Below are 26,126 nucleotides of genomic sequence, written 5' to 3' on the forward strand. Positions count from 1 at the left end.
GAGGATAGATTATGGCATTGGATGAAAGAATTATTTCAAGGGCAATTGTTGAGCGCTATATGCAAAAGCTTATGGCTAACATTGATTGTGATTGTACAATTGTAGGCGGTGGGCCAGCAGGTTTGGTATGCGGATATGAGCTTGCAAAAAACGGCCTTAAAGTTACGCTATTTGATAAAAGATTGTCTGTAGGCGGTGGTATGTGGGGCGGTGCAATGATGTTTAATGAGATAGTTGTGCAAGATATGGGTAAACACATACTGGATGAGTTTGATATTAATACAATGCTTTATGCACCAAACTACTATACGGCGGATTCTGTAGAAGCTATTACAACGCTTATATCAAAAACTGTTAAATCCGGTGTAAAAATATTTAATGGTATAGAAATAGAAGATGTTGTATTAAAAAAAATTGATGAACAATACAGGGTGGGCGGAGTAGTCATAAATTGGACCACCGTTAATATGGCACATTTGCCTGTTGATCCAATTGTAATAAGCTCCAACTTTACCGTAGATGCAACTGGCCATGATGCACACTTAGCTCAAACGCTTGTTAGAAAAGCTGGTGTAAGGCTAAATACAGATTCAGGAGATGTGCCTGGAGAAAAACCAATGTGGGCTGATGTGGGAGAACAGGATACAGTAAACCATACAAAAGAAATATTTAATGGACTTTATGTATGCGGTATGGCTGCAAATGCAGTAAGCGGAGCTCACAGGATGGGACCAATATTTGGCGGTATGCTAAACTCCGGTAAAAAATGCGCTTCATTAATATTAGAAAAGTGGGGCAAAAAATGATAGTTGACGATAGTATTTTTAGAGAATATGACATAAGAGGAATAGTTGGCGAAAACCTGAATGAGCAATTTGCTTGTGTACTGGGTAGAGCTTTTGCAAAGCATCTAAAAAAAGTTTTGAATAAAGAAAACTTAGTGGTTAGTATTGGATATGATGCAAGACTTAGCTCAAAAGATTTATTTAGAGCCTTGTGTTTTGGCCTTAACTATGAAAATGTAAAAGTAATAGACATAGGACTTGTTGCTACGCCAGTTGCTTATTTTTCACTGTTTAATTTGCCTATAGACGGTGGAGTCATGATAACGGCTTCGCATAACCCACCACAGTACAATGGTTTTAAGCTAAGCGTTGGTAAAAATACGATTTTTGGCGATGAGATTCAAACAATAAAAGATATAGTAAAGTCTATAGACAATTTTGAAATAGGTAAAGCTGAGTTTAGCACACATGATATTATAAAAGAATATACAGCTTACATGTTAAACCAATTTAAACAATTAAAAGAATTGCCAAATAAACCAAAAGTTGTGTTAGATGCAGGTAATGGTACGGGCGGTTTTATAGCCTACCCTATACTGAAAGAATTGGGTTTTGATGTAATAGGGCTTTTTATTGAACCAGATGGTACATTTCCAAACCACCATCCAGACCCAACTGTTGAGGAAAATCTTAAAGAACTAAAAAGAACACTTAAAGAAAAATCTTACGATATAGGCATAGGCTATGATGGAGATGCAGATAGAATTGGTGTAGTGTTAAAAAATGGCGACACAATATATGGCGATCAATTGCTTTTGCTTTTTGCTCAACATATTTTAAAAGAACACAAGGGTGCAACAATTATTGGTGAAGTTAAATGTTCTAAAGTGCTATATGATAAAATTGAGCAAGCAGGCGGAAAAGCTATTATGTGGAAAGCAGGCCACTCTTTAATTAAAGCCAAAATGAAAGAAGAAAAAGCTTTGCTTGGCGGTGAAATGAGTGGCCATATATTTTTTGCTGACAGGTATTTTGGCTATGATGATGCAATATATGTTTCGCTTAGGCTACTCGAAATACTGTCTACACAAGGTTTAGATTTAGAACAATGGAAAAAAAGTTTGCCAGTAACCTACAATACGCCTGAGATCAGGATAGACTGTCCCGAAGACAAAAAAGTGCCTGCAACAAAGAAGGTAGAGGATTATTTTATAAAAAACGAAAAAGAATACGGTATTTTAAGTATAGTCACAATTGATGGTATAAGATTCAATACAAAAGATGGGTGGGGGCTTGTGCGCTCAAGTAATACGCAGCCTGCACTTGTATTGCGATTTGAAGCAAATAGTCCAGAAAATTTAAAAAAACTAAAAAATGATACGCTAAATATTGTTAAAAGTACAATTGAATCCACTTAAATGTTGAAGAAACAGGATTTTACATATTATATTGGCTGGCTTACGCTGGCTTTTTTAGGTATATCAATTATATCTGGCGTATTGCTGCTTTTTAGGTATGATCCTACAACATTTGAAACAGCACAGAATAGTATGTTTTTGATTGAAGATGCTTATAGGTATGGATGGTTGATTCGTTCGGCTCACTTTTATTCAAGTGAGCTTTTTTTTATTTGTCTACTTACTCATACAATATGGCATGTGCAATTGGATGATTATGCTGATACAAAATACGTATATTGGTTTGCTTTGAGCGCAATATTGGTGGTTTCTTTTTTTGAAATGTTTACTGGCTTTGTATTGAGAGCAAACAATGAAAGTGATTCTGCCTCGCTTATTATGCAGCATATTATTTTATCTGTGCCTTTTTTTGGTCAGTATATTGCCAGCTTATTTTACTCTCAGCAGTATCCTTCTTTGTACTTTTATTTTTACCATATTAGTATATTGCCTATGCTGCTTATTTTACTTAATTATTACCATATAAAGCGCATGTTTACAAACTTTGAAAATACACTGATAGCTTTTTTTGTAACAGTTTTACTAAGTGCTCTGCTACCTATCAGTGCTCCTTTTGATATAGTATCAAGCGCAAAAAGGCCAATTATATGGGGTCCATGGTTTTTTTGGCCAATACAGGAAAGTTTGATATATATAGCTCCACTTATTGCGGGTGTAATACTTCCTTTTTTTGGTTTACTGTCTTTTGCTTTATTGCCAACTCAAAAAGGCCCTATTTTGAAGCGTTTATTTTTATTTGGTTTTGTTTTGTATTTTGTTATGATTTTTTATATAATGATTTTTAGACAATGAAAAAAACAATAGTAATACTTGTTGTGTTGACTATAGCGGTTTTATTTATAGCAGTGTACAGGCAAACTCAAAAACCACATGTGAACCCCCAAAAAGAATCCTGTTTTGTATGTCATAAAGATATCCATATGGATAAAGCCCACCCTGTTGACCAGATTGGATGCGTTGTGTGCCATGGCGGCAATCCTTATACAACAAACGAAGCACAAGCGCACAAAGGTTTGATTAAAAATCCAGCAGACTTAAGGTATGCCGCCGAAACCTGCGGTAAGTGTCATAAAGAACAGGTTGAAGAAGTAGAGACTTCCCTTATGGCAACAAATAGGGGTATAATTTCTGCAGTTTTACATAAATTTGGCTACACGGATAAGCTTTCAAGTGATGTCACCGTTAAGGATTTATATGAAGGCAAATATAAAGAAAATAAAGCTATTCAATATTATGAAAAAAATTGTGGAGCCTGTCATTTATATAAACCCTACGGTCAGGGTCCAACAAAAGAAATACAAGAACGCGGCGGAGGTTGTCTTGATTGTCATGCTAAATGGGTTAAAGGAAATCCTCATGTAGAGCTAACCACGCATATAAGCGATGCAACATGCGTAAAGTGCCATAACAGATCAGGTAGAATTGGTTTATCATATTTTGGTCACTACGAAACAGAAGAATATGGCACACCATTTATGGATGGTGGTCCTTCACATTATAATATTTTAGGTAATCCAGATAGGTATTATTTAGATTTGCCACCCGATGTTCATTATACTAAAGCACATATGAGTTGTATCGATTGCCATACAATGTCTGATACAATGGGTCTTGGTCTTCACTACAAAAACATGACACAACAGGTAGGAATTACCTGCAAAGACTGCCATGAACCTCATTTTGTGCAAGTGCCTCCAAATTCATTGGCTTTGAAATTAGCTTTTCTTAATGGTAAAGTGCCATTAAAAGCAGGTGATTATGCAGCTTTAGAGGAACGCACAGGTCAGATAATTTACAATGTTCAAAAGATTAACGGCAAAGCTATATTTTTTAGCAAAGAAACAGGCAAAGCAATACCGATTCCACTTGTAAATAATAAACCCTATCATACATTTGCCGGGCATAAAAATTTATCATGCCAGGCTTGTCATTCTGCATGGGCGCCACAGTGCTATGGTTGTCATATCGTCAATTTTGAAGGTCTAAAACAACTTAATTGGATAAAGTACAAAGACACACCTGGTGCTTATGCTGAGCTAAATAGCTATGTGCGTTTTGAAACACCTCAGCTGGCATTTGATCCACATGGCAAAGTTATGCCAGTTGAACCTGGTTGCCAGGATTTTATCACTATTTTTAATAAAGACTTTAAATTTGTTAAGCAAATTAGAGGTTTAAGTGTAGCTACAATAGATCCACACACAACACAATTACAAGCTAGAAGTTGCGAAGATTGTCATCATGATCCTCGTACAATGGGCTTTGGTACGGGTAATTTAAGCTTTAATCCATATACCAAGCAGTTTAAATTTGCTCCTACATTTGATTCAAAAGCAAGTGGTTTAGGGGATATACCGCTTGATATGATAGTCAACGAGCATGGCAGGCAAATGCAAAGTTTTCCTGTAAAAGGTGAAAGAGCTTTTAATAAAGATGAGCTTGTAAAAATTTATGAAGTTGGTCAGTGTGTTGTTTGCCATAAAAGCTACAATGACCCTATATATCGTGATTTTTCAAAAAGTTACAAATTATTTTTAGAACACAAAACACCTTGCAATAAGCGATAAAATTTATTACAATTTATTTAAATTTACTTGGTGGAGTTGATATGGGATTATTTGAAGGTTTTTTTGTTATGGGTGTATTATCATTAATTGCAGTTGTATTGTGGATTTATGCTTTAATAGATATACTAAAAAATGATTTTAAAGACGGATTAACCAAAGTTATCTGGCTTGTTCTTGTTATCGTTTTACCGTTTTTAGGATCAATTTTGTATTTTTTTATTGGCAGAAACCAAAAGCTAAAAAATGATTAATTTTTCTTTGACAAATCAATATAAACTCATTAAACTATGAAAAGTTTATCCAATAAAGGGAGGTTTCTATGACAAAGAACGAGTTTGTAAAAGTATTGGCTAAGAAAACCAATATTTCTCAGGAAAAAGCGAAAGAATTCTTAGATGCTACTCTATCTACAATAGTGGAAACACTTAAATCTGGCGAGAGCGTTCTTTTTACAGGCTTTGGTAGTTTTTATGTATCAAATAGAGCTCAAAGGAAAGGTAGGAACCCGCAAACTGGCGAAGCAATCACAATTCCTGCTTTTAAATTGCCTGCATTTAAAGTAGGTGCAGTTTTTAAAGAAGAAATCAATAAACAAGAAAAACCTGCTTCTAAAGGAAAGAAAAAGTAAAAATTAAAGCATTTACCCACTGACAGCAATGTCAGTGGGTTTTTTTCTGTATTTATCAAAACCAGCATTTTTTTATTTCTATTTTTTTAAAGTTTTTTTAGGCATTTGTTGACAGTTCTTGCAGTTTTGATAAAATCTGATTGTAGCTTTGAATCAACCCCAAACCTTTATAGCATAGTGCTATTTTCATAAGTAATTTTCTTTTATCTTGAGTTATTTGCAGGTGTGATTCATAAAGTGATAAAGCCTTTTCGTACTCACCAAACTCGTAATACAAATCTCCAAGATTTTCTCCAATTTCGTCTTTTAAAGCAGGATTTAGACTCAATGCAGTTTCTAATGCTTCCTTTGCTTTATCGTAAATTTCTTTTGACATATAAATTTTTGCAAGTGCAACATAAACAAATGGATGGTACGGAAGAAGGTTTTTCGCCTGATTGAGTAAATCAAGGGCTTTATCAAAATCTTTTTTGTCGATTAAAATGCTTCCCATTAAAAAAAGCGCATCACCAAAAGCCGGGTATTTTTTGTTTAGATTTTCAAGCACACTGTAGGCTTCATCAATTTTATTTTGTTTTAATAATTCAATGGCTTTATCGTATTCGGGTATAGTACCTTCGATTTTGAGCTGTTCTTTGATTACCTTTTGGCGCTCTTGCATTGTTTGCATTTGTTCTAAGTTGTTTATCATTGATAGCCACTGTATGGTGCGCTCATTGTCTGGGTCATAATCTTTTGCTCTTTCTATGAGTCTTTTTGCAGTAATAAAATCATTTCTGTTTAAAATAGCATCTTTTGCAAGAATGAGATGAGAAATAATTTTGTACTCCTCAACAGCAAGCTCGTTTCTAGCTAACTCAAAATCCGGGTCAAGCTCAATGGCTTTTTCATACAATTCCACCGCATGTTTGTGAAAATATCTGTAGTTTGATAAAAGTTTTGCCTTTGCAAATATGAGTTTTGAATTGTTTTCTATATTTATTTTATCTAATATTTCAAGACCAAAGTATATATCGCCAAAATCATAGCAGTTCATCAGTAATTCAAACAATTTATCATTGTTTTTTACATTTTCTTCAAATTTTTGCAAAAAAGCATTTTTTAGTTCAAGGTATTTAATTGTTTTTTGAACAAGCTCGATCAGGTTTTGAGTGAGAGTTTTTATTAACTCAAAGTATTTATTTGACTGTTCTAATCTTTTTTCCAGAGTTTGGTTTTCTATGTCAATTTCTTCTTTGAAATAATTGTAAAATTCTTGAAAATAGTAAAAAAATACAAATTTGGTCATTACAGGGTTGTTGTATAATTCATTATTGATTTTATTGGATTCTTCTACTTTTGATCTGATTTTTTCCATATTTTTAGTTTTTTCATATGTTTTTTGTATGTTTTGGTTTATCTTTAGAGCTTTATCTGCTTTATGAATCGCTTTATTCATTTCTAAAAGTATATTTTTTAATTTTTTGATATAGGTGGATAAAGATGGTTTCTTATTGAACTTTATTGATATAGAAGTATTTTTTTTGATTGTTTTTGCAAATTCTTCAAGTTTTTCTATTTGCGTATTTTCAATGTATGCACCACCACTTGTTGCATTTATAACCTGTATGCCTTTTGAGGTTAAAAAATTTGCAATCTCAGACATTATGGTAAGACCTGAAAATAAATTTTCATCTGTTGGGACCTTTTCTTCATAGTTGCCTTTTACCCAGATTAATTTTTCTGGAAGACCCTGAGGCAAAATAGTGCCTTTTGCGTGATGCTGGGCTTTGGTGTATGCCCAGTCCTGACCAACAAATACAATAGGGTTTGCACCAAGAATATAGGCAACATTTACAGCTAGGTGCGTTACGGCATTAATTGGAAAAACTTCGTAGCTAGGTTTTATGTCTAGCAATTCTAAAAAGCTATTTTCTTCTGTTTTGTAAATTTTGTTTTTGAACAGTTTTGGTATCTGGTAAAATATAGCTGGCTCAAATACAAAGATACTATCGTCAGCTTGAGCTTTTTTCATTAAAGGAGAGTATTTTTCAAGTGTAACCTGTTGGTAGTCAAGGCCGCAGGTAATATCTGGTTTTATATTATTTTGTGCCAAAACATTGATTGCTGAGTCTACCGCTATGATGATGAATTTTGAGCGGTTATTTTTGATAGTGTCTATATCGCTTGAAAGAGATGGTCCAGAAGCTACTATGAGCGCAGGTTTATTTTTTGCTTTACCTTTTAATAAATTTAAACCTCCACAAAGCGCTACATCAGATATATTCCTTACCACATTTTCTATTATATTTTGAGATTTTAAAAGCAATGTGTTACGGTTTAAAACAACCGGTGTGTAAAGTTTTTGTATGAGTTGATTTATTTTTTGAGATATTGTTGAGTCTAAAAGCGGGTTCGCGATAACTAATAAATCGCCAAAGTTAAACTTTCCAGCAAATAAATTAAATGTAGCTGTGAGCGTATTTTCTATTTCTTCTTCTTTGTTTGCAAAAAAAAAGAAATTATCATGTTCGAAGCAACCTGATACATCTATATTGTCAAGCACATATTTTAGTCTTTCTAAATCCGTTTCATAGCAAATAATCGTATTGTTTGGAAAATCTTCAATTAGGTGTTTTGCGATATTGCCTTTACCAAAGCCGATTAGCGCAACCACATCTTCTTTTTTTAAATGTGGTTTTGAGTATTCCTCAGCATCAAATTCAAATGGTTTGGCTTGAGTATTTTTAAGTAACTGTTTTAAGTATGTAGCTTTTTTATCAATAACCGATACATTTTTTTCTAACATTTTAACTCCTTATTATTTATTCTACATATTTTATTAAAAAAAACACTTTTTTCAAGTTGCTTGCAAAATTTGTAATTTTTGCTAAAAGTATATTTTATGTTAGAGATTTTGTCTGGCAATGAAGCGATAGCTCAGGCGCTTTTAGAGAGCAATGTGAGGTTTGCAAGTGCTTATCCCGGAACGCCTTCAAGTGAGATTTTGCGCTACTGCCTATATTTAAAATCCAAATACAATTTGAATGCTTATATAGAGTGGTCTGTAAATGAAAAAGTAGGACTAGAAGAAGCTCTAAGCGCTAGCTTTACCGGTATTGATTCGGCTTTTTTTTGCAAGCAGGTAGGTCTTAATGTTGCGCTTGACCCATTGATGAGCGCTTCTCTTGTAGGCACACAAGGAGCTTTTGTGGTTGTTGTAGCAGATGACCCTGGGCCATATTCTTCACAAACCGAACAGGACTCTCGTATGTTAGCTTTTTTTGCCAAAATACCCGTTTTTGATCCTTCAGATATCAAAGAAGCCTATGATTTTTCAAAGAAAGCTATTGAGTTAAGCAGAGCTTATAGACTGCCAGTAATGCTTAGAACTACAACGCGCATATCGCATGGAAGGCAAAATATTATTGTGCAAGATAATATTGAAAATATTGTCTTGAATGCAAACTTTCAAAAAGATCCAGCGAGGTTTGCGGCAACGCCCAAACTAAGGTTTATATTGCATAAAAAATTAAATGAAAAACTCTTCAGTATTGCTTTAAACAACTCAATAAAGTACGATTTTTCAGGTAGTATTTTAATTGTATCAAGTGGTTTGGTCTATAGTAACCTATATGAGCTAATACAAGAATACAAACTACAAAACAAAGTTACACTTGCCAAGATAGATATTCCATATCCTTTGCCAAATATTGATCTGTCAAGATTTGAAAAAACTATAGCAGTTGAGGAAACCTATCCATTAATAGAGTTACAGCTAAATACACAAGGCAGAAGAAACAATATTGTGCCAAAAGAAGGCGAACTCAGCATGGATGTTTGTGAAAAAATTTTGTACAATATTGGTGTTTTAGATTCTTTTGTGCCAGTTAATATTGATTTCCAAGACAAACCGCCTTCCTTGTGCCCGGGTTGTGCCCATAGAAGCGCTTTTTTTGAGATAAAGCAAGTTTATAAAAATGCAATTTTTGCCGGTGATATAGGATGTTACACGCTTGGTGTAAATTTAGGTGTAACAGATACTGTTCATTGTATGGGCGCAAGTGTATCTTTTGCTTTTGGTTTTAATAAAGCATTTAAACTTTCCGACAAAAACCAGCATGTAGTAGCAATCATTGGTGATTCAACATTTTTTCATACAGGACTGAGCGCCTTGATTGATGCAATTCATAATAACGCTGCATTTTTGCTTGTTATACTTGATAATTCTACAGTTGCCATGACAGGTAATCAAAAAACACCATCAAGTCCGGTTAATTCTCTTGGCGAGATAGCAAAACCTATATCTATAGAAAAAATAGTTAGAAGCTTAGATATTGGTTTTTTAGAAATTGTCGATCCGTATGATTTTCAAAAAAGCATTGAGGTACTAAAATTATCAAAAGATTATATTGAAAAAAATTCTTCAATAGCTGTTATTATATTTAGACATTTATGTGTCAATACAGATGAAGGTTTAAAAAATAACCCAATTATTAAAGTTTTTGTGGATAATGATTGCAAGGGCTGTAAATTATGTATCGATGAGTTTGAGTGTCAATCGCTTATATTCAATGAAGATACTAAACAGGTGGAAATTGATAGAAAAACATGCATCGATTGTGCTCAGTGTATATATAGTTGCCCATTTGGCTCCATAAAGGTACTAAAATGAAAATTGTTTTACTGGGAAGGGGCGGTGAAGGTGTACTTTACCTATCAAGGCTGATTATTAAATCGTTTGATGGTCAAAATATACTATCAAGCGAGATCCATGGTATGGCAAAAAAAGGTGGTCTTGTAGAGGTACACTTAAAAATTGGTGATTACAAAAGCCCAACTATTGGTTACAAAAAGGCAGATTTAGTTGTTTTGTTAAATAATTCACTCAAAAAGCTTGCTTATTTATATTCGCAAAATATTATATTTTTGTCTGAAAAAGAACAGGAGTATATTTTAAAATCCAACCCAAAAATGTTAAATATTTATATGTTTGCCAAATTAGCAAAGGTATTAAATATTGATTATCAAAAAGCCATTAGTTTAATTAATAAAAATGATGCAGAATTTTTTAACAAGGGGTTTAATAATGATATTCAATGAACATTTTGAGACAATGCCTCAAGAAGAGATCCAAAAACTTCAGCTTGATCGCTTAAAACAAACGCTTTCTTTAATAAAAAACTCTAACTCATCTCTTAAATCAAAGTATGATTCAATTGAGCCAGATGACATAAAAAGCCTTGATGACTTAAAAAAATTACCTTTTACAACAAAAGAAGAACTCAGAGAAGCTTACCCTCTGAATCATATTACCTATACAGACAAAATAGTAAGAATACATACAAGCTCAGGCACAACAGGCACGCCTGTAATAAATGCTATGAGCCAGTCCGATGTGGAAAATTGGGCAGAAATTGTTGCAAGGTGTTTTTATGCAGCTGGCGTTGACAAAAAAGATAGAATCCAGATAATGCCATCTTTTGGTTTGTTTAATGGCGGGTTTGGTTTTCATTTTGGAGCTCAAAAAATTGGAGCTTTTATAATACCAATGGGTGCAGGTAGGACTCTACTCCAGCTTAAATTCATAAAAGATTTTCAAACAACTGCCATTTGCTCAATTGCTTCATACCCACAAAGACTTATAGAAGTTGCAAACCAAAACAACTTTGATTTTTCTAAAACAAATTTACGCGTAGCCATTTTGGGAGCAGAGACATGGTCAGATGAACTTAGGGCTCGCATTGAAAGTCAGATGAGGGTTAAAACATTTGATATTATAGGCATGACGGAAACTGGTGGTGTTGGCATGGGTATTGATTGTGAGGCAAAATCTGGCATACATATATGGGAAGATCACTATATTGCAGAAATTGTAGATCCAAATACACTAAATCCCCTTGATGATGGAAAAGAAGGCGAGCTTGTTATCACAACTCTAACAAGGGAAGGTTTGCCGCTAATAAGGTATCGTACAAAAGATATAACAAAAATTGTTTCAAGAGATAAGTGCGATTGCGGAAGGACACACTTAAGAGTTTCTCGACTAAAAGGACGCACGGATGATATGTTAAAAGTTAAAGGTGTTAATTTTTATCCATCTCAAATTGAACAGATTTTGCTTCAGTATAAAACAATTGGCCCATACTATCAAATTGTGCTTGAAAACACAAAAGGTAAAGATGAGATTACAATAATTTTAGAAAAAACAAATGGTTTTTCATCTGAAGCAAGAAATAGACTGGAAAACGCCCTCTATGATTTATTGGGTTTTCATTGCATATTGCAAATTGTTCCAGAAAATACAATACAAAGAACGCCAGGCAAAATGGTAAGAGTTATTGACAAAAGACAGAAATAACTTATTTTTTTTGCATATATTCCGATTGTATTAGTGTGGGGTATAAATGAATGTAATCGGTGTTGTACTTACCATTGCTGCTATTTTAACAGGTTTTGTTTTGGGTGGTGGAAAGCCACTTGTTTTAATACAGGTATCAGAATATATCGTCTTATTTGGCGGTGCAGCGGGTATACTTGTTGCTTCTACTACACCTTCTATTATGAAGGATGCTATAAAAGTTATTGTCGGGTTTGCAAAATCAAACCCTCTAAATAAAAAAGTATATTTGGAGTTATTACTGTTTATTTACAACTTATCAGTTAAAGTAAGAAAAGATGGCATATTATCACTTGAAGTAATTGTTGATACGCCAGAAGAAAGCCCTATTATGCAGTCTAATACCTTTTTGCTAAAAAATAAAGGAGCCAAAGAATTTGTAATTGATGCAATAAGAAACATTGTAACGGGTATTGAAATAGAAAAACTTGACGAAATGCTTGATTCTAATATTGAAGTTGTAGAAAAAGAAATGTCTATAGCGCCAAAGATGGTGGCCAAGATTGCCGAAAGTATGCCTGGCATGGGTATTGTTGCTGCTGTTATGGGTGTTATTTTAACCATGGGCGCACTGGGGGGTTCTATTTTAGAAGTAGGTCACCATGTTGCAGGTGCACTTACAGGCACTTTTCTGGGTTTGCTTCTTTGTTATGTGGTGATTGGTCCAATGGCTACAGTTCAAGAAATCAAAAATGAAGAGTTCACAAGTTACTTAAAATCACTTAAAATTGGTATTATTTCTATCGCTAAAGGTGATGCGCCAATTATTGCTATGGAGTCTGTAAGACAAACTATAGCACCCGCCTACCGAACTGAATTTGACGAGGTTGAAAAACTTGCCAAAGAGAGACGATAATGGCAGACAATACCAATTTAGTACGCAAAAAAAAATGCAAAAAGCCTAAACTGCCCGAATCAAGCGTGTGGGAGATAGCCTATGGCGATTTTATGACTTCAATGATGGCTTTTTTCCTTGTTATGTGGCTTGTTGCAGCAACAAACGAACAGCAAAGAAAAATTATTGAGTATTACTTTACACACCCTATGCAATCTGTAAGCGTTTCACAAGGAAGTGGCTTAAATCCATCAAAAGGAGTATTTGATATAGGCTCAAAACAGCTTGTGATCAGCCAGATGCCTTCTGAGAATAAACCCATAACTATAAATAATCAAGCTTCCCAGTTAAAAAGACATGAAAATAAATACGAAATGCAAAATCAAATGGCTTCTATCCTGGGTAAAATTCAAGAAGCAGTAAAGTCAAATAAAGAAATTGCTCCCTATGGTGCCCAGATAAAATTTTCAATCAATGAAGAAGGTTTAAATATTATTTTATTTGATAAAAACGATAGACCGATGTTTGCAAATGGATCTATTGAACCAGAGCCATATACGTTGGAAATCTTAAAAATTATTGCGTCAAATATTAGACCACTTCCAAATAAGCTCGTTATTGAAGGATATGCAAACTATACACCAACTGTTTCTGGGCCATCGAATTGGGATTTGTCAGTTGGTAGGGCAAATTCAGCAAGAAGGGTTTTAGAAAGTCAAGGCATAGTATCGCAGCGATTTTCCAGTGTTGTTGGTTATGGCGATACAAGACCTATGCCAGGCACATTGCCCCAAGATCCGGTTAACAGGCGCATTGTAATATTGATTAAAAAGCTATAGCTCATATCAAATATATTACATTTTTTTAATATTATTCTTTAGATAATTAACGGTATTGACAATGATTATTTTTTATTGTATGTATTTATCCTTAAATTATATTTCTGTTTAAGGGGAGTAATAAAGTGAAGTGGATGAAAGATGTTAAAACTTATACACCTCCAGATTTTCATGTTATAAGAGATCCAGATAGGTGTATTAAATGTAAAGCTTGTGTGGATCAGTGTTCATTTGATGCTACATTTTATGACTATGAAGAAGATAAAATATGGAACTGGGACTCAAAATGCGTAGGTTGCAATAGATGCGCTGCGTTTTGTCCAACAGAAGCCATAACAATAGAAAACCGTTCTACGCCCTATCGTATCAATGAAAGTTGGGGTCAATGGAATTTGGTTGGTGTCAAAAAAAGAGCAGCGTTTGGCGGAGCACCAGTTGTTTCTATGGGCTCAGATAAACCGTATATTGTGTATTGGGATCATATGCTTATAAATGCTTCACAGGTTACAAATCCATCGATAGATCCTTTAAGAGAACCAATGGAGTTAAAAACATTTTTAGGCAAAAAGGTTGACCATTTAGATATAGAAAACGGTAAGCTAAAAACAGTTTTGTCTCCTCAGTTAGAAATTGAGCTGCCTATAATGTTTGCTGCGATGAGCTATGGTGCTTTAAACTATAATGTAATTGAAGCTATAGGCAGGGCAGCAGTTGAGCTTGGTACGTACTTTAACTCTGGCGAAGGTGGTCTTCATAAAGATCATTACAAATTTAAAGGCAATATAATAGTTCAGGTTGCAAGCGGACGTTTTGGTGTTTACAAAGAATATCTTGATGTGGCAAGCGCAATTGAAATTAAAATTGGCCAGGGCGCAAAGCCAGGCATAGGTGGTCACTTGCCCGGTGAAAAGGTTACAGCTTCTATTGCCCAAACGAGAATGATACCAAAAGGCACAGATGCACTTAGTCCTGCACCCCATCATGATATTTATTCAATTGAAGATTTAAGACAACTTATATATGCATTAAAAGAAGCAACCGAGTACAAAAAACCTGTTTTTGTTAAAATTGCATGCGTGCATAACATTGCTGCAATTGCAAGCGGTGTAGCTCAAGCCGGTGCTGATGTAATTGTCCTTGATGGTTTTAAAGGTGGAACGGGTGCATCACCTCAAGTTATCAGGGATAATGTAGGTCTTCCCATAGAGCTTGCCCTTGCAAGTGTGGATGATAGATTAAGACAGGAAGGTTTGAGAGGAAAAATTTCTCTGGTTGCATCGGGCGGTATTAGGAATTCAATGGATGTAATCAAAGCAATTGCATTAGGTGCAGATGCAGTATATATTGGCACAGCCACGCTTATTGCTATAGGTTGCACCATGTGTCAACAGTGTCATACAGGCAAATGTGCATGGGGTATTGCAACACAAGACCCATTTTTGTCAAAGCGCCAAAACCCAAACATTGCTACCCAAAGGCTTGTTAATTTAGTTAATGTTTGGGGATTAGAGATAAAAGAAACGCTTGGTGCTATGGGAATCAACTCTATAGAATCACTAAAAGGAAACAGGCTTGCCTTAAGAGGTTTTAATTTAAGCGAAAAAGAAATGGAAATATTAGGTATATTGCATGCAGGAGAATAATAAAATGAAGCTTGTTAAAATAAATGAAGATAATTGTGTATACTGTCATTTATGTGAGGTAGCTTGTAAAACAGAGCATTCTGTATCAAAAGACATTATAAAAGCTGTAAAAAAAGAAAATGTATTATCGAGGTGTACTGCGGAGTTTAATTATCCATATTCAGCTTCAATAATGTGCAGGCACTGCGATGATGCGCCATGTATTTTTGCATGTCAAAATGGGGCCATGCATAGAGATGAGAGAGGCTATGTAGTGGTTAACATTGAGCTTTGTGTAGGTTGCTGGATGTGTGTTATGGTTTGCCCATATGGTGTTATAAAGCAAGGCAAGAAAGAAGATTTTGGCTTATCTGTAAAATGTGATTTATGTCCGGATAGAAGCATTCCTGCATGTGTTGAAGCATGCCCCAATGAAGCTTTAACTTTTGAAGAGTTGTGAGGATTTATTAAATGAAGTATGTAATAATAGGAAATTCTGTAGCTGGCATTAATGCGGCATCTGCTATTAGACAAAATGATACTCAAGGTGAGTTGTTAATAATATCTGATGAGCAAAGCAGATGTTATTCAAGGCCACTACTTCCCAATTGGATAATAGGAGAAGTAAGTTTTTCTCAAGAGAGAATGTTTTACAGAAGAAGCGATTTTTATGAGAAAAACAATATTAAAGTCATACTTGGCAAAAAAGCAGAACATATTGATACAAAAAATAAAATAGTCTCAATTGAGGATTCAAGCATTATAGATTATGATAAACTTATAATTGCAAGCGGTGCCAATGCAATATTGCCAAAAAATATTGAAGGCATAGAGTTAGATGGCGTATATACGCTTACCAATATTAAAGTGGCAAGAAAGCTAAAAGAGGACTTAGATAATATTAATTCAATTGTAATTGTAGGAGCAGGTTTAATTGGCACAAAGATGGCTTACGATTTGTCAAAAATTGGCAAAAAAGTAACACTTGTTGAATTGGCAAAGAGAGTGCTGTTCCCAGCGATTGACGACTATGGTGCCTTGCTTATACAAGAGCAATTAAAAAAGAGCGGTGTTGAGATAATTTTAAATGATTCTGTTGTGCAGCTAAATGGTAATCAAAAGGTAAAAGAAGTGCTGCTTGCAAGTGGAAAAAACATAACATGCGATGCGTGCTTGCTCAGTGTAGGTGTTGCGCCAAATGTAGATTTTGTTGATAAAAATATAAAGCTTGATAGAGGCATTGTGGTTGATGATTACCTAAAAGCATGCGATGATTGCTATGCAGCTGGTGATGTTGCAAGTATTTATGATATTGTAGTAAATGTAAGAAGGCCTATTCCTATTTTGCCGCTTGCAGCCAGGGAAGGCTATATTGCAGGCCTGAATGCAAGCGGATATGAGGTAAAGTTTGGCGGTGGTTTTGCAATGAATTCCATTGAGATTGGCAATGTAGGGTTTATTTCTATGGGATTAATTGAAAGTGATACTGATGAGGTACTAGAATACAAAAAAGATGACAAATATAGAAAGTTTATTATTAGAGATAACAAATTAATTGGTGTTATTCTTGTAAATAATGTTGAAAAAGCAGGTATGTTTAATTGGATGATAGAAAAAAAGTTTGATGTTTCATGGATAAAAGATACATTTTTAAACAATGATTTTGGGTGGAAATATTTTGATAAAGCTTTTAGAGTGCTAAGGCTTGATAGAAAATTAAAAGGGTAGGTAAGTATGATAGATATAAATAGAAATATTGATAGTTTTTCTATTTCAAATGACCCGAAAGACGCTTCTGGTTGCGGCATCTTTGGTATTTTTCAAACAAAAGGTGATCTTGTAGATGGCAGTGTTGTTGTTTCTGCAATTGATATAATGCGCGATAGAGGAAATGGTTTGGGCTCAGGATACGCCGCATATGGTATATATCCGGAATTTAAAAATTACTATGCGTTGCATTTGATGATTGATGACGATTTGGCAAAGCGTGCTGTAGAGGATTTTTTAGAGCGCAGGGTAATGGTTGCAGAACGCAGCGGTATTCCCACAAGGGGAATGAAAAACAGGAAACGTCCTATGTTTTTTGTATATTTTGTATTGCCAAGAGCCCAGGGCACAAAAGCAGAAAGCGAGTACATGAGCGAAACTGATGCCGATGAATTTATAAACAAGCTTGTGTTCTTTATAAACGAAAATATAAATGGCGCTTTTGTTATATCAAGTGGTAAAAACATGGGTGTATTTAAAGGTATAGGCTATCCCGATGAAATTGCAAATTTTTTCAGAATTGAACGTTACAAGGCTTTTTGTTGGACAGCCCATAACCGTTTTCCTACCAATACGCCAGGCTGGTGGGGTGGCGCACATCCATTTGGTTTGCTTGATTGGACAGTTGTACACAATGGAGAGATTTCATCTTATGGCGCAAATAAGCGATATCTTGAGATGCACGGCTATAAATGTACACAAAAAACTGATACAGAAGCAATTGTATATCTGGCGGATTTAATTGTAAGAAAACACAAGATACCAATAGAGTTGTTAGCCAAAATATTCAGTGCTCCTTTATGGGAAGAGATAGAAAGGATGCCACAAGAGCAGAAAAAACTTTACAAGGCTTTGAGAATAATATACGGTAGAGCATTGCTTAATGGACCGTTTTCAATTTTGTTAACGTTTAAAGGCGGTATAATGGCTCTAAATGATAGGATTAAGCTAAGGCCTCTTGTTGTTGGGCAAAAAGATAATACATACTATTTTTCAAGCGAAGAAGCAGCTATAAAATACATATGCAGGGATGTTGATTCTATAGGTTCACCCGATGCAGGCGAACCAGTTGTCGTTAGACTCACTAATGAGGCTTACAATACTTACTATGGGGTAGAAGATGAAGAGGATTAATGCGTATAATGTTAAATATAATGTCTTGAATCATCAGATAAGACAGGCTGTTTTAGAGGGTAATGATAAAATTGTACTTGATAGTGTTTTTGGTCAATACTATATAGGCTGTGGTATAGCAAAACCCGTAGAAATAGTCATTAACGGCGTACCAGGAAATGATTTAGGTGCATTTATGGAAGGTCCTATTATTATTGTTAACGAAGATGCTCAAGATGGCATAGGAAATACTATGAGTTCTGGAGAAATAATTATTCATGGCAATGCAGGTGATGTATTGGGCTATAGCATGAGAGGTGGTTCAATATTTGTCAAAGGCAATGTTGGCTATAGGGCATGCATTCACATGAAAGCCTATAAAGAAGATATAAGCCCAACAGTAGTAATAGGCGGTTGTGCTGGAGCTTTTATGGGTGAATATATGGCTGGTGGAACATTGATACTGCTTGGACTAAACAGAGATAAAAAACGTTTAACCGGTAACTATGTGGGTACCGGTATGCATGGCGGCTCAATTTTTGTAAGAGAAGGCTTAGATGAGAATTTGTGCTCTCAAGAAGTTCTTATTGGCAAGCCAGACGACAAAGATATGCAAAAAATCCTAACAAATGTAAAGAAATTTTGCGATATTTTTGGTTTTGATTGTGATAAGATAATAAAAGACGAGTTTATAAAAATCACACCAAAAAGTAAAAGGCCCTATGGAAATTTGTACATCCCGGGGCCTTAAATATTAGGAGGTTAAACTCATGAGAAAAAATACAAAACAGCGTGCTATGGTGCATGAAGAGCTAAAATCAAGGTATGATCATCCAACGCCAGAAGAGATTTACTACTCAATAAAGCCAAGATATCCAAAGATTTCTATAGCAACGGTTTATAGAAATTTGCGTATTTTGGCAGAAGAAGGCAAAGTAATAGAGATAAAAAGTGATAAAAACATTTTACGCTATGATGCAAAAACAGAGCCGCACTATCATTTTAAATGCACAAAGTGCAAAGCTGTGCTGGATTTAGATATACCATATAATAAAGCTTTAGATGAAGAGTTAAACAAGAAAGGCTACAAAGTTGATTACCATTCTACGATATTTTATGGTTTGTGTCCAAATTGCGCAAAGTAAATGGATCAAAATCAAGAGTTTTTTGAATTAAAAGATAAAATTTTATACTTAAAAGGCAAGTGGGTTGTTGAAAATGCAAAAGACATTCAAAAAAAAATTTCGAATTTTGTTGGTTTTGAGCGTGTCGATATCTCGCTAGTTGATGAGATAGACACATTTGGTGGACTTTTAATATCAAAAAGTTTTGATAAATCAAAGTTAAGTGGTAAAAATGAAAAAGTAGAAAGTGTACTTGAGCTTGTTTTAAGCAATCTTGCTAAAATCCCGAAGGTAAAAAAGAAAACCCTTTTGTTGCGCTTAAGCAATTATTTAGAAAAAAAACTTAAAGATTATTTGTTTTTTTTGAATTTTATAGGCAACTCAACAATTGATTTTATCTCTAAAATTTCGGATTTTGAATTTCGCACTTTTATAAAAGATATACAAAATATGGGCGTGGGTGCAATTGGTATTGTAGGTATTTTGTCTTTTTTAATTGGTCTTGTTATTGCATATCAGTCTGCCGCTCAATTAAGGCAGTTTGGTGCAAATATTTTTATAGTTGATCTGGTTAGTATTTCAATTGTTAGAGAACTTGGCCCATTGATTGTTGCAATAATTGTTTCAGGCAGAAGCGCAAGCAGCTATACTGCTACGCTTGGCTTAATGAAAGTCCAGGAAGAAGTTGATACACTTGATACAATGGGCGTATCGCCATATACGCTATTGGTGTTGCCGCGCATACTTTCACTTTTTATCGTTATGCCACTTTTGATAGTATTTGCTGATATTATTGGGATTTTTGGGGGCATGATTGTATCAAACCTTGTATTGGGTGTAAACTACGCAGAGTTTTTGGATAGGGCAAGCCGCGTTGTTACGATAAAATCTTTTTTATCCGGTATAGTTAAGGGTCCTGTGTTTGGTATTGTAATAGCATTGATTGGTACAAGTGAAGGTTTTAAAGTTGAGCAAAAAGCAGAAAGTATAGGTACACATGTAACCGCGAGTGTTGTAAAAAGTATATTTAGCGTGATTGTAATAGATGCAATATTTAGTGTGATTTATAGATGGTTAAAGATATAATAATTAGCGTTAGAAATCTACAAAGTGCATACAATGAGCGAATAATACACCAAAATTTAAACCTTGATGTTTACAAAGGGGAAATTTTAGCCATAATTGGCGGTTCTGGTTCTGGCAAAACCACGCTTTTAAAAGAATTAATTTTACTTAAAGAGCCGAAACAGGGTGATATTATTATAGATGGTATAAATATTAAACAATTGAGTTTTAAACAAAAACAGGCTATAAAAAACAAGATTGGTGTAATGTTTCAGTCAGCTGCATTGTTTAGTAGCTTAAGTGTTGGTGAAAATATTGTATATGTGATAAAAAAACGCTATAATATAGACGATGAAACGGCAAAAAATATGGCTATGTTAAAGATAAAACTTTCTGATTTAGACGAAGGCGTTTACTGGTTGTACCCAAGTGAGCTATCAGGTGGTATGAAAAAAAAAGCAGCTCTTGCGCGTGCACTGGCTGTTGACCCTAAGATACTATTTTTGGATGAGCCAGTTAGTGGTCTTGATCCTATAAGTGCAGATGAGTTTGACAAAACGATAAAGAAACTTGTTGAGCTTTTAGGTATCAGTGTAATTATGATAACGCACGATTTGTCTTCGCTTTTAATAGCTGATAGAGTTGCCATTATTGCAAATAAAACAATTATTTTTTGTGATACACCAGATAAAATACACACTGTAGACGATGCCTGGGTAAAAGAACTGTTTATGGGAGAGAGGGGCAAGAGGTTTTTAGATGGAAACAAAGCCTAACTATATACTTGTTGGTAGTTTTGTAATTATATTGAGTGCTGCAATAGTAATTATAGTTCTTTGGTTGTTTGGCTACAGGACAAATGAATCTTACAAGACTTACCTTATTTTAACAAAATATTCTGTAAATGGTTTATCAAGTAATTCTCTTGTAAAATACAAAGGTGTAAATGTTGGTAATGTTGAAAAAATAGATATAGACCCAAACAACCCAGAAATTGTAAGAATTTTTATAAAAGTAAAAAGCAATATACCAATAAAAACTGATACAGTAGCCACAGTTTCAGCTCAGGGATTAACGGGCCTTGCTTCTATTGATTTAACAGGTGGTACAAAAAATGCACCCCTCTTAACCAGTGTTGACCACAACGAGTACCCAATTATAAAATCACAGATGAGTGAGTTGCAAAAAATTTCTCAAGCTTTGCCAAATATATTAGATAGTGCAAACTCACTTATTAAAAGCATGAGTGAAATTTTTAATGAAAAAAACAGACAGCAAATATCATCAATTCTAAACAATACAAACAAAGCAAGCAAAGAATTATCTATTGATTTGCAAAATTTAAATTCAACATTAAATAAAGCAAACGAAGCTATACAATCTATAAAACAGGCAGGAGAAAGCGCAGATAGTGCTTTTCAATCTACAAATAAGCTCATAGCCACATTGCAGGAAAGTTCAAAAAATCTTACCCAGATAAGTTCTGATTTGAGTCAGTTAATAAATGAAAATAAAAATCAAATAAATTATTTTACACATGAAAGTATGTATAATTTAAATCGCATGATAGAAAACATCAATAAAACAGTAAAAACTACTGATGAGCTTGTTAATGAATTAAGATCAAATCCTACTTACATAATATATGGGAAACCCAAAACTCCATCGCCAACTGAAAGGAGTAATCAATGAAAAAAATTGTATTTTTTCTTTTATTAGGCTTATTTTTAGCTTCTTGTTCTGTAAGGGTTAAAAACGTAAACAATACCGGATATAATTACCTGCAGCCTGAGGTTTCTAATGTAAGCCAAAAAAATGAAATAAAAATAAATTCGGTTGACTTAGATAACGTAGAGTCAAATAGACTTAAAAACAACTACATTTTGTATGAGTCAAATGGTGTTTATAATTATTTTGCTTACTCTAAGTGGATAAATTCTCCCCCAACAATGCTAAAAGATTTTATACTTGAAAATATAAGATATATCAAGCAAGACCCTTATGCAAAATATAGGCTTAAAATTCTGCTTTTTAATTATGAGCCACATTTTAATAATAAAGAAAGTTTTTTTTACTTTAAAGCAAGGGCTTTTTTGTATAACTCTCAATATGAGCTTTTAGCAAGCAAAATGTTTGATTATAAAAAGGATTTTAAAAAGAATACAAATGAATCGATGCTGGATGCAGCAGGTAAAGCAACACAGGAATTTTTAGAAAACCTAAATGAATGGTTATTGGGAGTGTTAAAATGAATGTACTTGTTGTTGGCAATGGAGCAAGAGAACATGCCATTTGTTATAAACTCTCACAAAGCAAGCTTTGTGAGAAAATTTACTGTGCAAAAGGAAACGCTGGTACATCACAATTGGCAACAAATGTTGATATATCAGTGCTTGATTTTGAAGCTTTAGCAAAGTTTTGTAAAAAAAATTCGATTGAATTTGTTGTTGTTGGGCCAGAAGAGCCTTTAGCAAAAGGTATTGTAGATTATCTAAATTATGCTGGCATACTAGCATTTGGCCCTACAAAAATAGCTTCAGCAATTGAGTCAAGTAAAATATTTTGCAAAAATTTATGCAAAAAATACTCTATACCAACGGCGGCCTATGAAACATTTGATAATTTTGATGAAGCGTATAGGTATATAAAAAAGGCAATTTATCCATTGGTTATAAAAGCAGATGGTTTGGCAGCAGGAAAAGGTGTAGCTATTGCCAATAATGAATACGAAGCTCTTGCTCACCTCAATGATTGTTTTGCTAATAAAAAGTTTGGTGAAGCAGGAAGTAGAGTTGTTATAGAAGAGTTCTTAGACGGCGAAGAATTGTCTTATATGGTTTTTTGTGATGGCAAAAAATTTGTCCCAATGGTTGCTTCGCAAGACCACAAAAGGGTTTTTGATAATGATTTGGGTCCAAATACGGGCGGTATGGGAGCTTATGCAAAAGCGCCAATAGTAAACGCTATACAAAACCAGTGCGATTCTTTAATAGAGCAAACCTTAGATGCTTTAAAAAGTGAAGGGATTGATTACAGGGGAGTTTTGTATGCAGGTTTAATGGTTGTAGATAACAAGCCTTATGTGCTTGAATACAATTGCAGGTTTGGAGATCCAGAAACTCAGGTGGTTTTACCTTTATTAAAAAGTGATTTGTTAGATATTATGCTTAGATGTGCAAATGGCAATTTAGGTGATTATAAAATAGAGTTCGAAGATAAATTCTGCGTAAGTGTGGTTTTAGCAAGCAAAGGCTATCCGGGGCCTTACGAGAAAGACAAGCCTATATATGGCCTGGAAAATGTTACTGACGCAATTGTGTTTCATGCAGGAACATACAAAAAAGATTCAAAAATATATACAAACGGTGGCAGAGTGTTGAATGTAGTGGCGCTTGATAAAGACTTTAAAAAAGCTATAGAAAAGGCTTATAAGGCAATTGAGAGTATTCACTTTGATGGAATGCATTTTAGACGCGATATTGGCAAAAAAGCACTAAAGTACTTTTGAAAAGGAGGAAAATTATGAAAGTAGCAATTATATCCGGCAGTAAAAGCGATGAAAACATTATCTATGAAGCAAAAAAAACATTGGAAGAGTTTGGTATTGAATATAAGGTTTACATTGCAAGTGCCCACAGAAGTCCAGAGTATGTAAAAGAAATAGTTCAAAAAGTAAATGCTGAATTTGATTGCATAATCGCAATAGCAGGGCTTTCTGCAGCATTGCCGGGTTTTATTGCATCATATTCAATTTTGCCAGTAATTGGTGTGCCGGTTGATAGTGAGATGTTTGGGCTTGATGCACTGCTTTCTATTACTCAAATGCCAAAAGGTGTACCTGTTGCATCTATGGGTATTGGCAAAAAAGGTGCACATAACGCAGCATTGTTTGTAGCAAGGATGTTTGCGCAAAAAGACCCTGATTTAAAGCAAAAATTACTTGATTACATTAAAAAAGAAGAAGAAAATATACGCAAAGTTAACGAAGATTTGTAATGAAATCTAAAAAAGAATACTATGCAAATATATATAAGTCTAGGTGTATTAAATATTAAAAAGCTATCTAAGGTAATCGTAAATCATAATAATATTGTATTGTCTTTATACAGCAAACTGTTTCTTTTCAAAAGATATTCAAACCCTATAAAAATAATGATGTTTTATGAAAAATTAGTTTATGAATTTTGATTGTCTAAAAACAGATAATAGCGCACGCTTATCCAGGCTGTATTTAAGAAATATAATTGATTTACCTGCTTTTATGCCAGTTGGTACGCAGGGTATTGTTAAAGCGCTTTTGCCTGGTATGTTAAATGATATAGGCTACAATTTAATGTTATCAAATACATATCACTTGTATTTAAGGCCAGGTGTTGATGTTATTGAAGCTCTTGGAGGTCTGCATAAGTTTGGCAACTTTAATGGTTCTATATTAACCGATAGTGGAGGTTTTCAAGTATTTAGTTTATCTGATTTAAGAAAAGTAACACCAGAAGGTGTGCGTTTTAAATCGCATATTGATGGTTCTTATCACTTTTTTACACCGGAAAAGGTTTTAGACCTACAGTTTCGATTTAAAAGTGATATTGCAATGGTGTTGGATGAGTGTCCCGCTTATAGCCTTGAAAAAAGTTTCGTTGATAAATCACTCAACATTACACTAAATTGGGCAAGACGTTCAGCTTTAGTTGAAAAACCAGACACTTCAGCAGTTTTTGGTATTGTGCAAGGTGGGATTTTTGAAGATTTGAGAAAAAAAAGCGCTCTTGAGATTGCAAGTATGAATTTTGATGGTATAGCCATTGGTGGTTTAAGTGTTGGAGAGTCGCCTCAGGAAATGTACGATACTGTGGCTTCTGTTATACAATATTTGCCAAAAGATAAGCCAAGGTATGCAATGGGAGTGGGCAGACCAGAGGATATAGTGAGATTAGTTGGCTATGGTATAGATATGTTTGATTGCGTAATGCCAACAAGAAATGCACGCAATGGTTATTTATTTACAGACTTTGGTAACATTAATATCAAAAATGCTGCCTATGCAAAAGATGAATCTCCTATTGATGAGCATTGCAATTGTTATACGTGTAAGAGTTTTTCGAGGGCTTTTTTAAGGCATTTATATAAAGCCAAAGAGTTGAGTTTTTATACACTTGCAACAATTCACAATTTAACGTATTATTACAATCTAATGCATCTTATTCAACAGGCAATTATGGATAACAGGTTTGGTGAGTTCAGCAAAAGTTTTTTAGAAAAGAGGCGATATGGAGATAGTTGAGAGTTTGAAAAATTTATTTGAAGAGAGGTTGCAATCTGTTTGCTTGCATAACTTGGGCATATCCGCAAATATGTCAAAGAGAGGACTTTTGGTTGTAGCTAATGATGTATCGCTAGACGATACTAAAAGTCTAAAACTTAAGTTAAGAAAATTTAAAAAGCAATATAATACACCTTTGCTATTTTCGTCGGATTTTTTAGAGAAAAACAAAAACTATTTTTGTATGGAAATTTTGGAATTAAAAGAAAATGCAAAAATTTTATATGGAGATAATCCTGTATCAAATATTAATATTGAAAAAGATGCTTTAAGGAATCAAATAAAAAGAGAAATAGCAAGTAAAATTTTAGCAGTTCGCTCGAGTTTTTTGGAACTGACGCTTGAGAGAAAAGTTGTAGAGGATATTGCTTATAGATCTTTGTATAATTTTTATATTATTACAAAGTATATTTTGTATTTGACTGATAAAATTACACAAAATGTCTTTGAGGATTTTGAAAACCATTTTTCTATAGATTTGAATAATACAAAAAAGCTTTTTTTTATGGAAAAAAGACCTAAATTTGATAAATTATTGCCATTGTTTGAAGGTTACATGAAAGAGTTAGATAACTTTTTGAAAATTAAATTTTAAGGATATACA

26 protein-coding genes are annotated in these 26,126 nt (G+C 34.1%); 25 read left to right on the forward strand and 1 reads right to left on the reverse strand.

Translation table 11 applies throughout. The features are described from left to right. The first annotated feature begins 11 nt into the window (after positions 1 to 11). From ACP5FO_RS00800 to ACP5FO_RS00825, 6 genes are all read left to right on the forward strand, one after another. The gene (locus ACP5FO_RS00800) at positions 12 to 806 is read left to right on the forward strand and encodes a sulfide-dependent adenosine diphosphate thiazole synthase (protein ID WP_428105783.1); all 795 of its coding nucleotides are present in this window, start codon (positions 12 to 14) and stop codon (positions 804 to 806) included. Then, complete coding sequence (locus ACP5FO_RS00805) at positions 803 to 2,203, forward strand: phosphomannomutase/phosphoglucomutase (protein ID WP_428105787.1); 1,401 nt, start codon at positions 803 to 805, stop codon at positions 2,201 to 2,203. Before ACP5FO_RS00800 ends, ACP5FO_RS00805 begins: the two co-directional genes overlap by 4 nt. Next, a complete protein-coding gene (locus ACP5FO_RS00810) occupies positions 2,204 to 3,055 on the forward strand; it encodes a cytochrome b N-terminal domain-containing protein (RefSeq protein ID WP_428105791.1) in 852 nt (283 codons plus the stop codon). Continuing rightward, the gene (locus ACP5FO_RS00815; protein ID WP_428105795.1) at positions 3,052 to 4,830 is read left to right on the forward strand and encodes a hypothetical protein; all 1,779 of its coding nucleotides are present in this window, start codon (positions 3,052 to 3,054) and stop codon (positions 4,828 to 4,830) included. The genes ACP5FO_RS00810 and ACP5FO_RS00815 overlap by 4 nt, the downstream gene beginning before the upstream one ends. Before the next feature lie 41 nt (positions 4,831 to 4,871). After that, on the forward strand, positions 4,872 to 5,081 hold the full coding sequence (locus ACP5FO_RS00820; RefSeq protein ID WP_428156865.1) for a PLD nuclease N-terminal domain-containing protein: 210 nt from the start codon (positions 4,872 to 4,874) through the stop codon (positions 5,079 to 5,081). A gap of 68 nt (positions 5,082 to 5,149) precedes the next feature. Next, the gene (locus ACP5FO_RS00825; RefSeq protein WP_025392728.1) at positions 5,150 to 5,458 is read left to right on the forward strand and encodes an HU family DNA-binding protein; all 309 of its coding nucleotides are present in this window, start codon (positions 5,150 to 5,152) and stop codon (positions 5,456 to 5,458) included. 97 nt (positions 5,459 to 5,555) lie between these two features. On the opposite strand, the gene ACP5FO_RS00830 is transcribed toward ACP5FO_RS00825, so the two are convergent. Beyond that, complete coding sequence (locus ACP5FO_RS00830; protein WP_428105804.1) at positions 5,556 to 8,246, reverse strand: 6-hydroxymethylpterin diphosphokinase MptE-like protein; 2,691 nt, start codon at positions 8,244 to 8,246, stop codon at positions 5,556 to 5,558. 96 nt (positions 8,247 to 8,342) lie between these two features. On the opposite strand from ACP5FO_RS00830, the gene ACP5FO_RS00835 reads away from it, so the two are divergent. From ACP5FO_RS00835 to ACP5FO_RS00925, 19 genes are all read left to right on the forward strand, one after another. Then, complete coding sequence (locus ACP5FO_RS00835; protein WP_428156866.1) at positions 8,343 to 10,112, forward strand: thiamine pyrophosphate-dependent enzyme; 1,770 nt, start codon at positions 8,343 to 8,345, stop codon at positions 10,110 to 10,112. Continuing rightward, the gene (locus tag ACP5FO_RS00840; protein WP_025392725.1) at positions 10,109 to 10,540 is read left to right on the forward strand and encodes a 2-oxoacid:acceptor oxidoreductase family protein; all 432 of its coding nucleotides are present in this window, start codon (positions 10,109 to 10,111) and stop codon (positions 10,538 to 10,540) included. Before ACP5FO_RS00835 ends, ACP5FO_RS00840 begins: the two co-directional genes overlap by 4 nt. Continuing rightward, a complete protein-coding gene (locus tag ACP5FO_RS00845) occupies positions 10,527 to 11,798 on the forward strand; it encodes a phenylacetate--CoA ligase family protein (RefSeq protein ID WP_428105812.1) in 1,272 nt (423 codons plus the stop codon). The genes ACP5FO_RS00840 and ACP5FO_RS00845 overlap by 14 nt, the downstream gene beginning before the upstream one ends. A 46-nt stretch (positions 11,799 to 11,844) precedes the next feature. Beyond that, positions 11,845 to 12,693 (forward strand): motility-associated protein, encoded by an 849-nt coding sequence (locus ACP5FO_RS00850; protein WP_428156867.1) that lies wholly within the window; start codon positions 11,845 to 11,847, stop codon positions 12,691 to 12,693. Beyond that, entirely contained in the window at positions 12,693 to 13,511 is an 819-nt protein-coding gene (locus ACP5FO_RS00855; protein WP_428105819.1) for a flagellar motor protein MotB, read from the forward strand. The genes ACP5FO_RS00850 and ACP5FO_RS00855 overlap by 1 nt, the downstream gene beginning before the upstream one ends. A 134-nt stretch (positions 13,512 to 13,645) precedes the next feature. Further along, positions 13,646 to 15,154, forward strand: coding sequence for a glutamate synthase-related protein (locus ACP5FO_RS00860; RefSeq protein WP_428106158.1), 1,509 nt, complete (start codon positions 13,646 to 13,648; stop codon positions 15,152 to 15,154). Positions 15,155 to 15,158: 4 nt separating this feature from the next. Further along, positions 15,159 to 15,593, forward strand: coding sequence for a 4Fe-4S dicluster domain-containing protein (locus ACP5FO_RS00865; RefSeq protein WP_428105821.1), 435 nt, complete (start codon positions 15,159 to 15,161; stop codon positions 15,591 to 15,593). A gap of 11 nt (positions 15,594 to 15,604) precedes the next feature. Continuing rightward, positions 15,605 to 16,861: an NAD(P)/FAD-dependent oxidoreductase gene (locus ACP5FO_RS00870; protein ID WP_428105824.1), complete on the forward strand. Its 1,257-nt coding sequence runs from the start codon at positions 15,605 to 15,607 to the stop codon at positions 16,859 to 16,861. Positions 16,862 to 16,867: 6 nt separating this feature from the next. Next, a complete protein-coding gene (locus tag ACP5FO_RS00875; protein ID WP_428156868.1) occupies positions 16,868 to 18,034 on the forward strand; it encodes a class II glutamine amidotransferase in 1,167 nt (388 codons plus the stop codon). Beyond that, complete coding sequence (locus tag ACP5FO_RS00880; RefSeq protein ID WP_428105828.1) at positions 18,021 to 18,764, forward strand: hypothetical protein; 744 nt, start codon at positions 18,021 to 18,023, stop codon at positions 18,762 to 18,764. Before ACP5FO_RS00875 ends, ACP5FO_RS00880 begins: the two co-directional genes overlap by 14 nt. 19 nt (positions 18,765 to 18,783) lie before the next feature. Beyond that, a complete protein-coding gene (locus ACP5FO_RS00885) occupies positions 18,784 to 19,158 on the forward strand; it encodes a Fur family transcriptional regulator (RefSeq protein ID WP_428105830.1) in 375 nt (124 codons plus the stop codon). Further along, entirely contained in the window at positions 19,159 to 20,223 is a 1,065-nt protein-coding gene (locus tag ACP5FO_RS00890) for an MlaE family ABC transporter permease (RefSeq protein WP_428156869.1), read from the forward strand. It abuts the gene before it with no gap. After that, positions 20,208 to 20,978 carry an ABC transporter ATP-binding protein gene (locus tag ACP5FO_RS00895; RefSeq protein WP_428105834.1) on the forward strand — a complete coding sequence of 257 codons (771 nt, stop codon included), beginning with the start codon at positions 20,208 to 20,210 and terminating at the stop codon, positions 20,976 to 20,978. The genes ACP5FO_RS00890 and ACP5FO_RS00895 overlap by 16 nt, the downstream gene beginning before the upstream one ends. After that, positions 20,962 to 21,894, forward strand: a complete 933-nt coding sequence (locus tag ACP5FO_RS00900) for an MlaD family protein (protein ID WP_428156870.1) — start codon at positions 20,962 to 20,964, stop codon at positions 21,892 to 21,894. Before ACP5FO_RS00895 ends, ACP5FO_RS00900 begins: the two co-directional genes overlap by 17 nt. Further along, positions 21,891 to 22,454, forward strand: coding sequence for a hypothetical protein (locus ACP5FO_RS00905; RefSeq protein ID WP_428105840.1), 564 nt, complete (start codon positions 21,891 to 21,893; stop codon positions 22,452 to 22,454). Before ACP5FO_RS00900 ends, ACP5FO_RS00905 begins: the two co-directional genes overlap by 4 nt. Continuing rightward, the gene (gene purD, locus ACP5FO_RS00910; RefSeq protein WP_428156871.1) at positions 22,451 to 23,710 is read left to right on the forward strand and encodes a phosphoribosylamine--glycine ligase; all 1,260 of its coding nucleotides are present in this window, start codon (positions 22,451 to 22,453) and stop codon (positions 23,708 to 23,710) included. The genes ACP5FO_RS00905 and purD overlap by 4 nt, the downstream gene beginning before the upstream one ends. Positions 23,711 to 23,724: 14 nt before the next feature. Beyond that, positions 23,725 to 24,198 (forward strand): 5-(carboxyamino)imidazole ribonucleotide mutase, encoded by a 474-nt coding sequence (purE, locus tag ACP5FO_RS00915; RefSeq protein WP_428105847.1) that lies wholly within the window; start codon positions 23,725 to 23,727, stop codon positions 24,196 to 24,198. Positions 24,199 to 24,379: 181 nt separating this feature from the next. Further along, on the forward strand, positions 24,380 to 25,483 hold the full coding sequence (gene tgt / locus ACP5FO_RS00920) for a tRNA guanosine(34) transglycosylase Tgt (RefSeq protein ID WP_428105851.1): 1,104 nt from the start codon (positions 24,380 to 24,382) through the stop codon (positions 25,481 to 25,483). Beyond that, positions 25,470 to 26,117 (forward strand): hypothetical protein, encoded by a 648-nt coding sequence (locus ACP5FO_RS00925; protein WP_428105854.1) that lies wholly within the window; start codon positions 25,470 to 25,472, stop codon positions 26,115 to 26,117. The genes tgt and ACP5FO_RS00925 overlap by 14 nt, the downstream gene beginning before the upstream one ends. Positions 26,118 to 26,126 lie beyond the last annotated feature (9 nt).

This window comes from Desulfurella sp., assembly GCF_049977265.1.
In the GTDB taxonomy this organism is placed as follows: Bacteria; Campylobacterota_A; Desulfurellia; order Desulfurellales; family Desulfurellaceae; genus Desulfurella.

What these genes read in the sequence shown, in the direction of transcription:
- ACP5FO_RS00800 (WP_428105783.1), top strand. Translation starts at nt 12, where the DNA reads ATGGCATTGGATGAAAGAATTATTTCAAGGGCAATTGTTGAGCGCTAT.
- ACP5FO_RS00805 (WP_428105787.1), top strand. Translation starts at nt 803, where the DNA reads ATGATAGTTGACGATAGTATTTTTAGAGAATATGACATAAGAGGAATA.
- ACP5FO_RS00810 (WP_428105791.1), top strand. Translation starts at nt 2,204, where the DNA reads ATGTTGAAGAAACAGGATTTTACATATTATATTGGCTGGCTTACGCTG.
- ACP5FO_RS00815 (WP_428105795.1), top strand. Translation starts at nt 3,052, where the DNA reads ATGAAAAAAACAATAGTAATACTTGTTGTGTTGACTATAGCGGTTTTA.
- ACP5FO_RS00820 (WP_428156865.1), top strand. Translation starts at nt 4,872, where the DNA reads ATGGGATTATTTGAAGGTTTTTTTGTTATGGGTGTATTATCATTAATT.
- ACP5FO_RS00825 (WP_025392728.1), top strand. Translation starts at nt 5,150, where the DNA reads ATGACAAAGAACGAGTTTGTAAAAGTATTGGCTAAGAAAACCAATATT.
- ACP5FO_RS00830 (WP_428105804.1), bottom strand. Translation starts at nt 8,246, where the DNA reads ATGTTAGAAAAAAATGTATCGGTTATTGATAAAAAAGCTACATACTTA.
- ACP5FO_RS00835 (WP_428156866.1), top strand. Translation starts at nt 8,343, where the DNA reads ATGTTAGAGATTTTGTCTGGCAATGAAGCGATAGCTCAGGCGCTTTTA.
- ACP5FO_RS00840 (WP_025392725.1), top strand. Translation starts at nt 10,109, where the DNA reads ATGAAAATTGTTTTACTGGGAAGGGGCGGTGAAGGTGTACTTTACCTA.
- ACP5FO_RS00845 (WP_428105812.1), top strand. Translation starts at nt 10,527, where the DNA reads ATGATATTCAATGAACATTTTGAGACAATGCCTCAAGAAGAGATCCAA.
- ACP5FO_RS00850 (WP_428156867.1), top strand. Translation starts at nt 11,845, where the DNA reads ATGAATGTAATCGGTGTTGTACTTACCATTGCTGCTATTTTAACAGGT.
- ACP5FO_RS00855 (WP_428105819.1), top strand. Translation starts at nt 12,693, where the DNA reads ATGGCAGACAATACCAATTTAGTACGCAAAAAAAAATGCAAAAAGCCT.
- ACP5FO_RS00860 (WP_428106158.1), top strand. Translation starts at nt 13,646, where the DNA reads ATGAAAGATGTTAAAACTTATACACCTCCAGATTTTCATGTTATAAGA.
- ACP5FO_RS00865 (WP_428105821.1), top strand. Translation starts at nt 15,159, where the DNA reads ATGAAGCTTGTTAAAATAAATGAAGATAATTGTGTATACTGTCATTTA.
- ACP5FO_RS00870 (WP_428105824.1), top strand. Translation starts at nt 15,605, where the DNA reads ATGAAGTATGTAATAATAGGAAATTCTGTAGCTGGCATTAATGCGGCA.
- ACP5FO_RS00875 (WP_428156868.1), top strand. Translation starts at nt 16,868, where the DNA reads ATGATAGATATAAATAGAAATATTGATAGTTTTTCTATTTCAAATGAC.
- ACP5FO_RS00880 (WP_428105828.1), top strand. Translation starts at nt 18,021, where the DNA reads ATGAAGAGGATTAATGCGTATAATGTTAAATATAATGTCTTGAATCAT.
- ACP5FO_RS00885 (WP_428105830.1), top strand. Translation starts at nt 18,784, where the DNA reads ATGAGAAAAAATACAAAACAGCGTGCTATGGTGCATGAAGAGCTAAAA.
- ACP5FO_RS00890 (WP_428156869.1), top strand. Translation starts at nt 19,159, where the DNA reads ATGGATCAAAATCAAGAGTTTTTTGAATTAAAAGATAAAATTTTATAC.
- ACP5FO_RS00895 (WP_428105834.1), top strand. Translation starts at nt 20,208, where the DNA reads ATGGTTAAAGATATAATAATTAGCGTTAGAAATCTACAAAGTGCATAC.
- ACP5FO_RS00900 (WP_428156870.1), top strand. Translation starts at nt 20,962, where the DNA reads ATGGAAACAAAGCCTAACTATATACTTGTTGGTAGTTTTGTAATTATA.
- ACP5FO_RS00905 (WP_428105840.1), top strand. Translation starts at nt 21,891, where the DNA reads ATGAAAAAAATTGTATTTTTTCTTTTATTAGGCTTATTTTTAGCTTCT.
- purD (WP_428156871.1), top strand. Translation starts at nt 22,451, where the DNA reads ATGAATGTACTTGTTGTTGGCAATGGAGCAAGAGAACATGCCATTTGT.
- purE (WP_428105847.1), top strand. Translation starts at nt 23,725, where the DNA reads ATGAAAGTAGCAATTATATCCGGCAGTAAAAGCGATGAAAACATTATC.
- tgt (WP_428105851.1), top strand. Translation starts at nt 24,380, where the DNA reads ATGAATTTTGATTGTCTAAAAACAGATAATAGCGCACGCTTATCCAGG.
- ACP5FO_RS00925 (WP_428105854.1), top strand. Translation starts at nt 25,470, where the DNA reads ATGGAGATAGTTGAGAGTTTGAAAAATTTATTTGAAGAGAGGTTGCAA.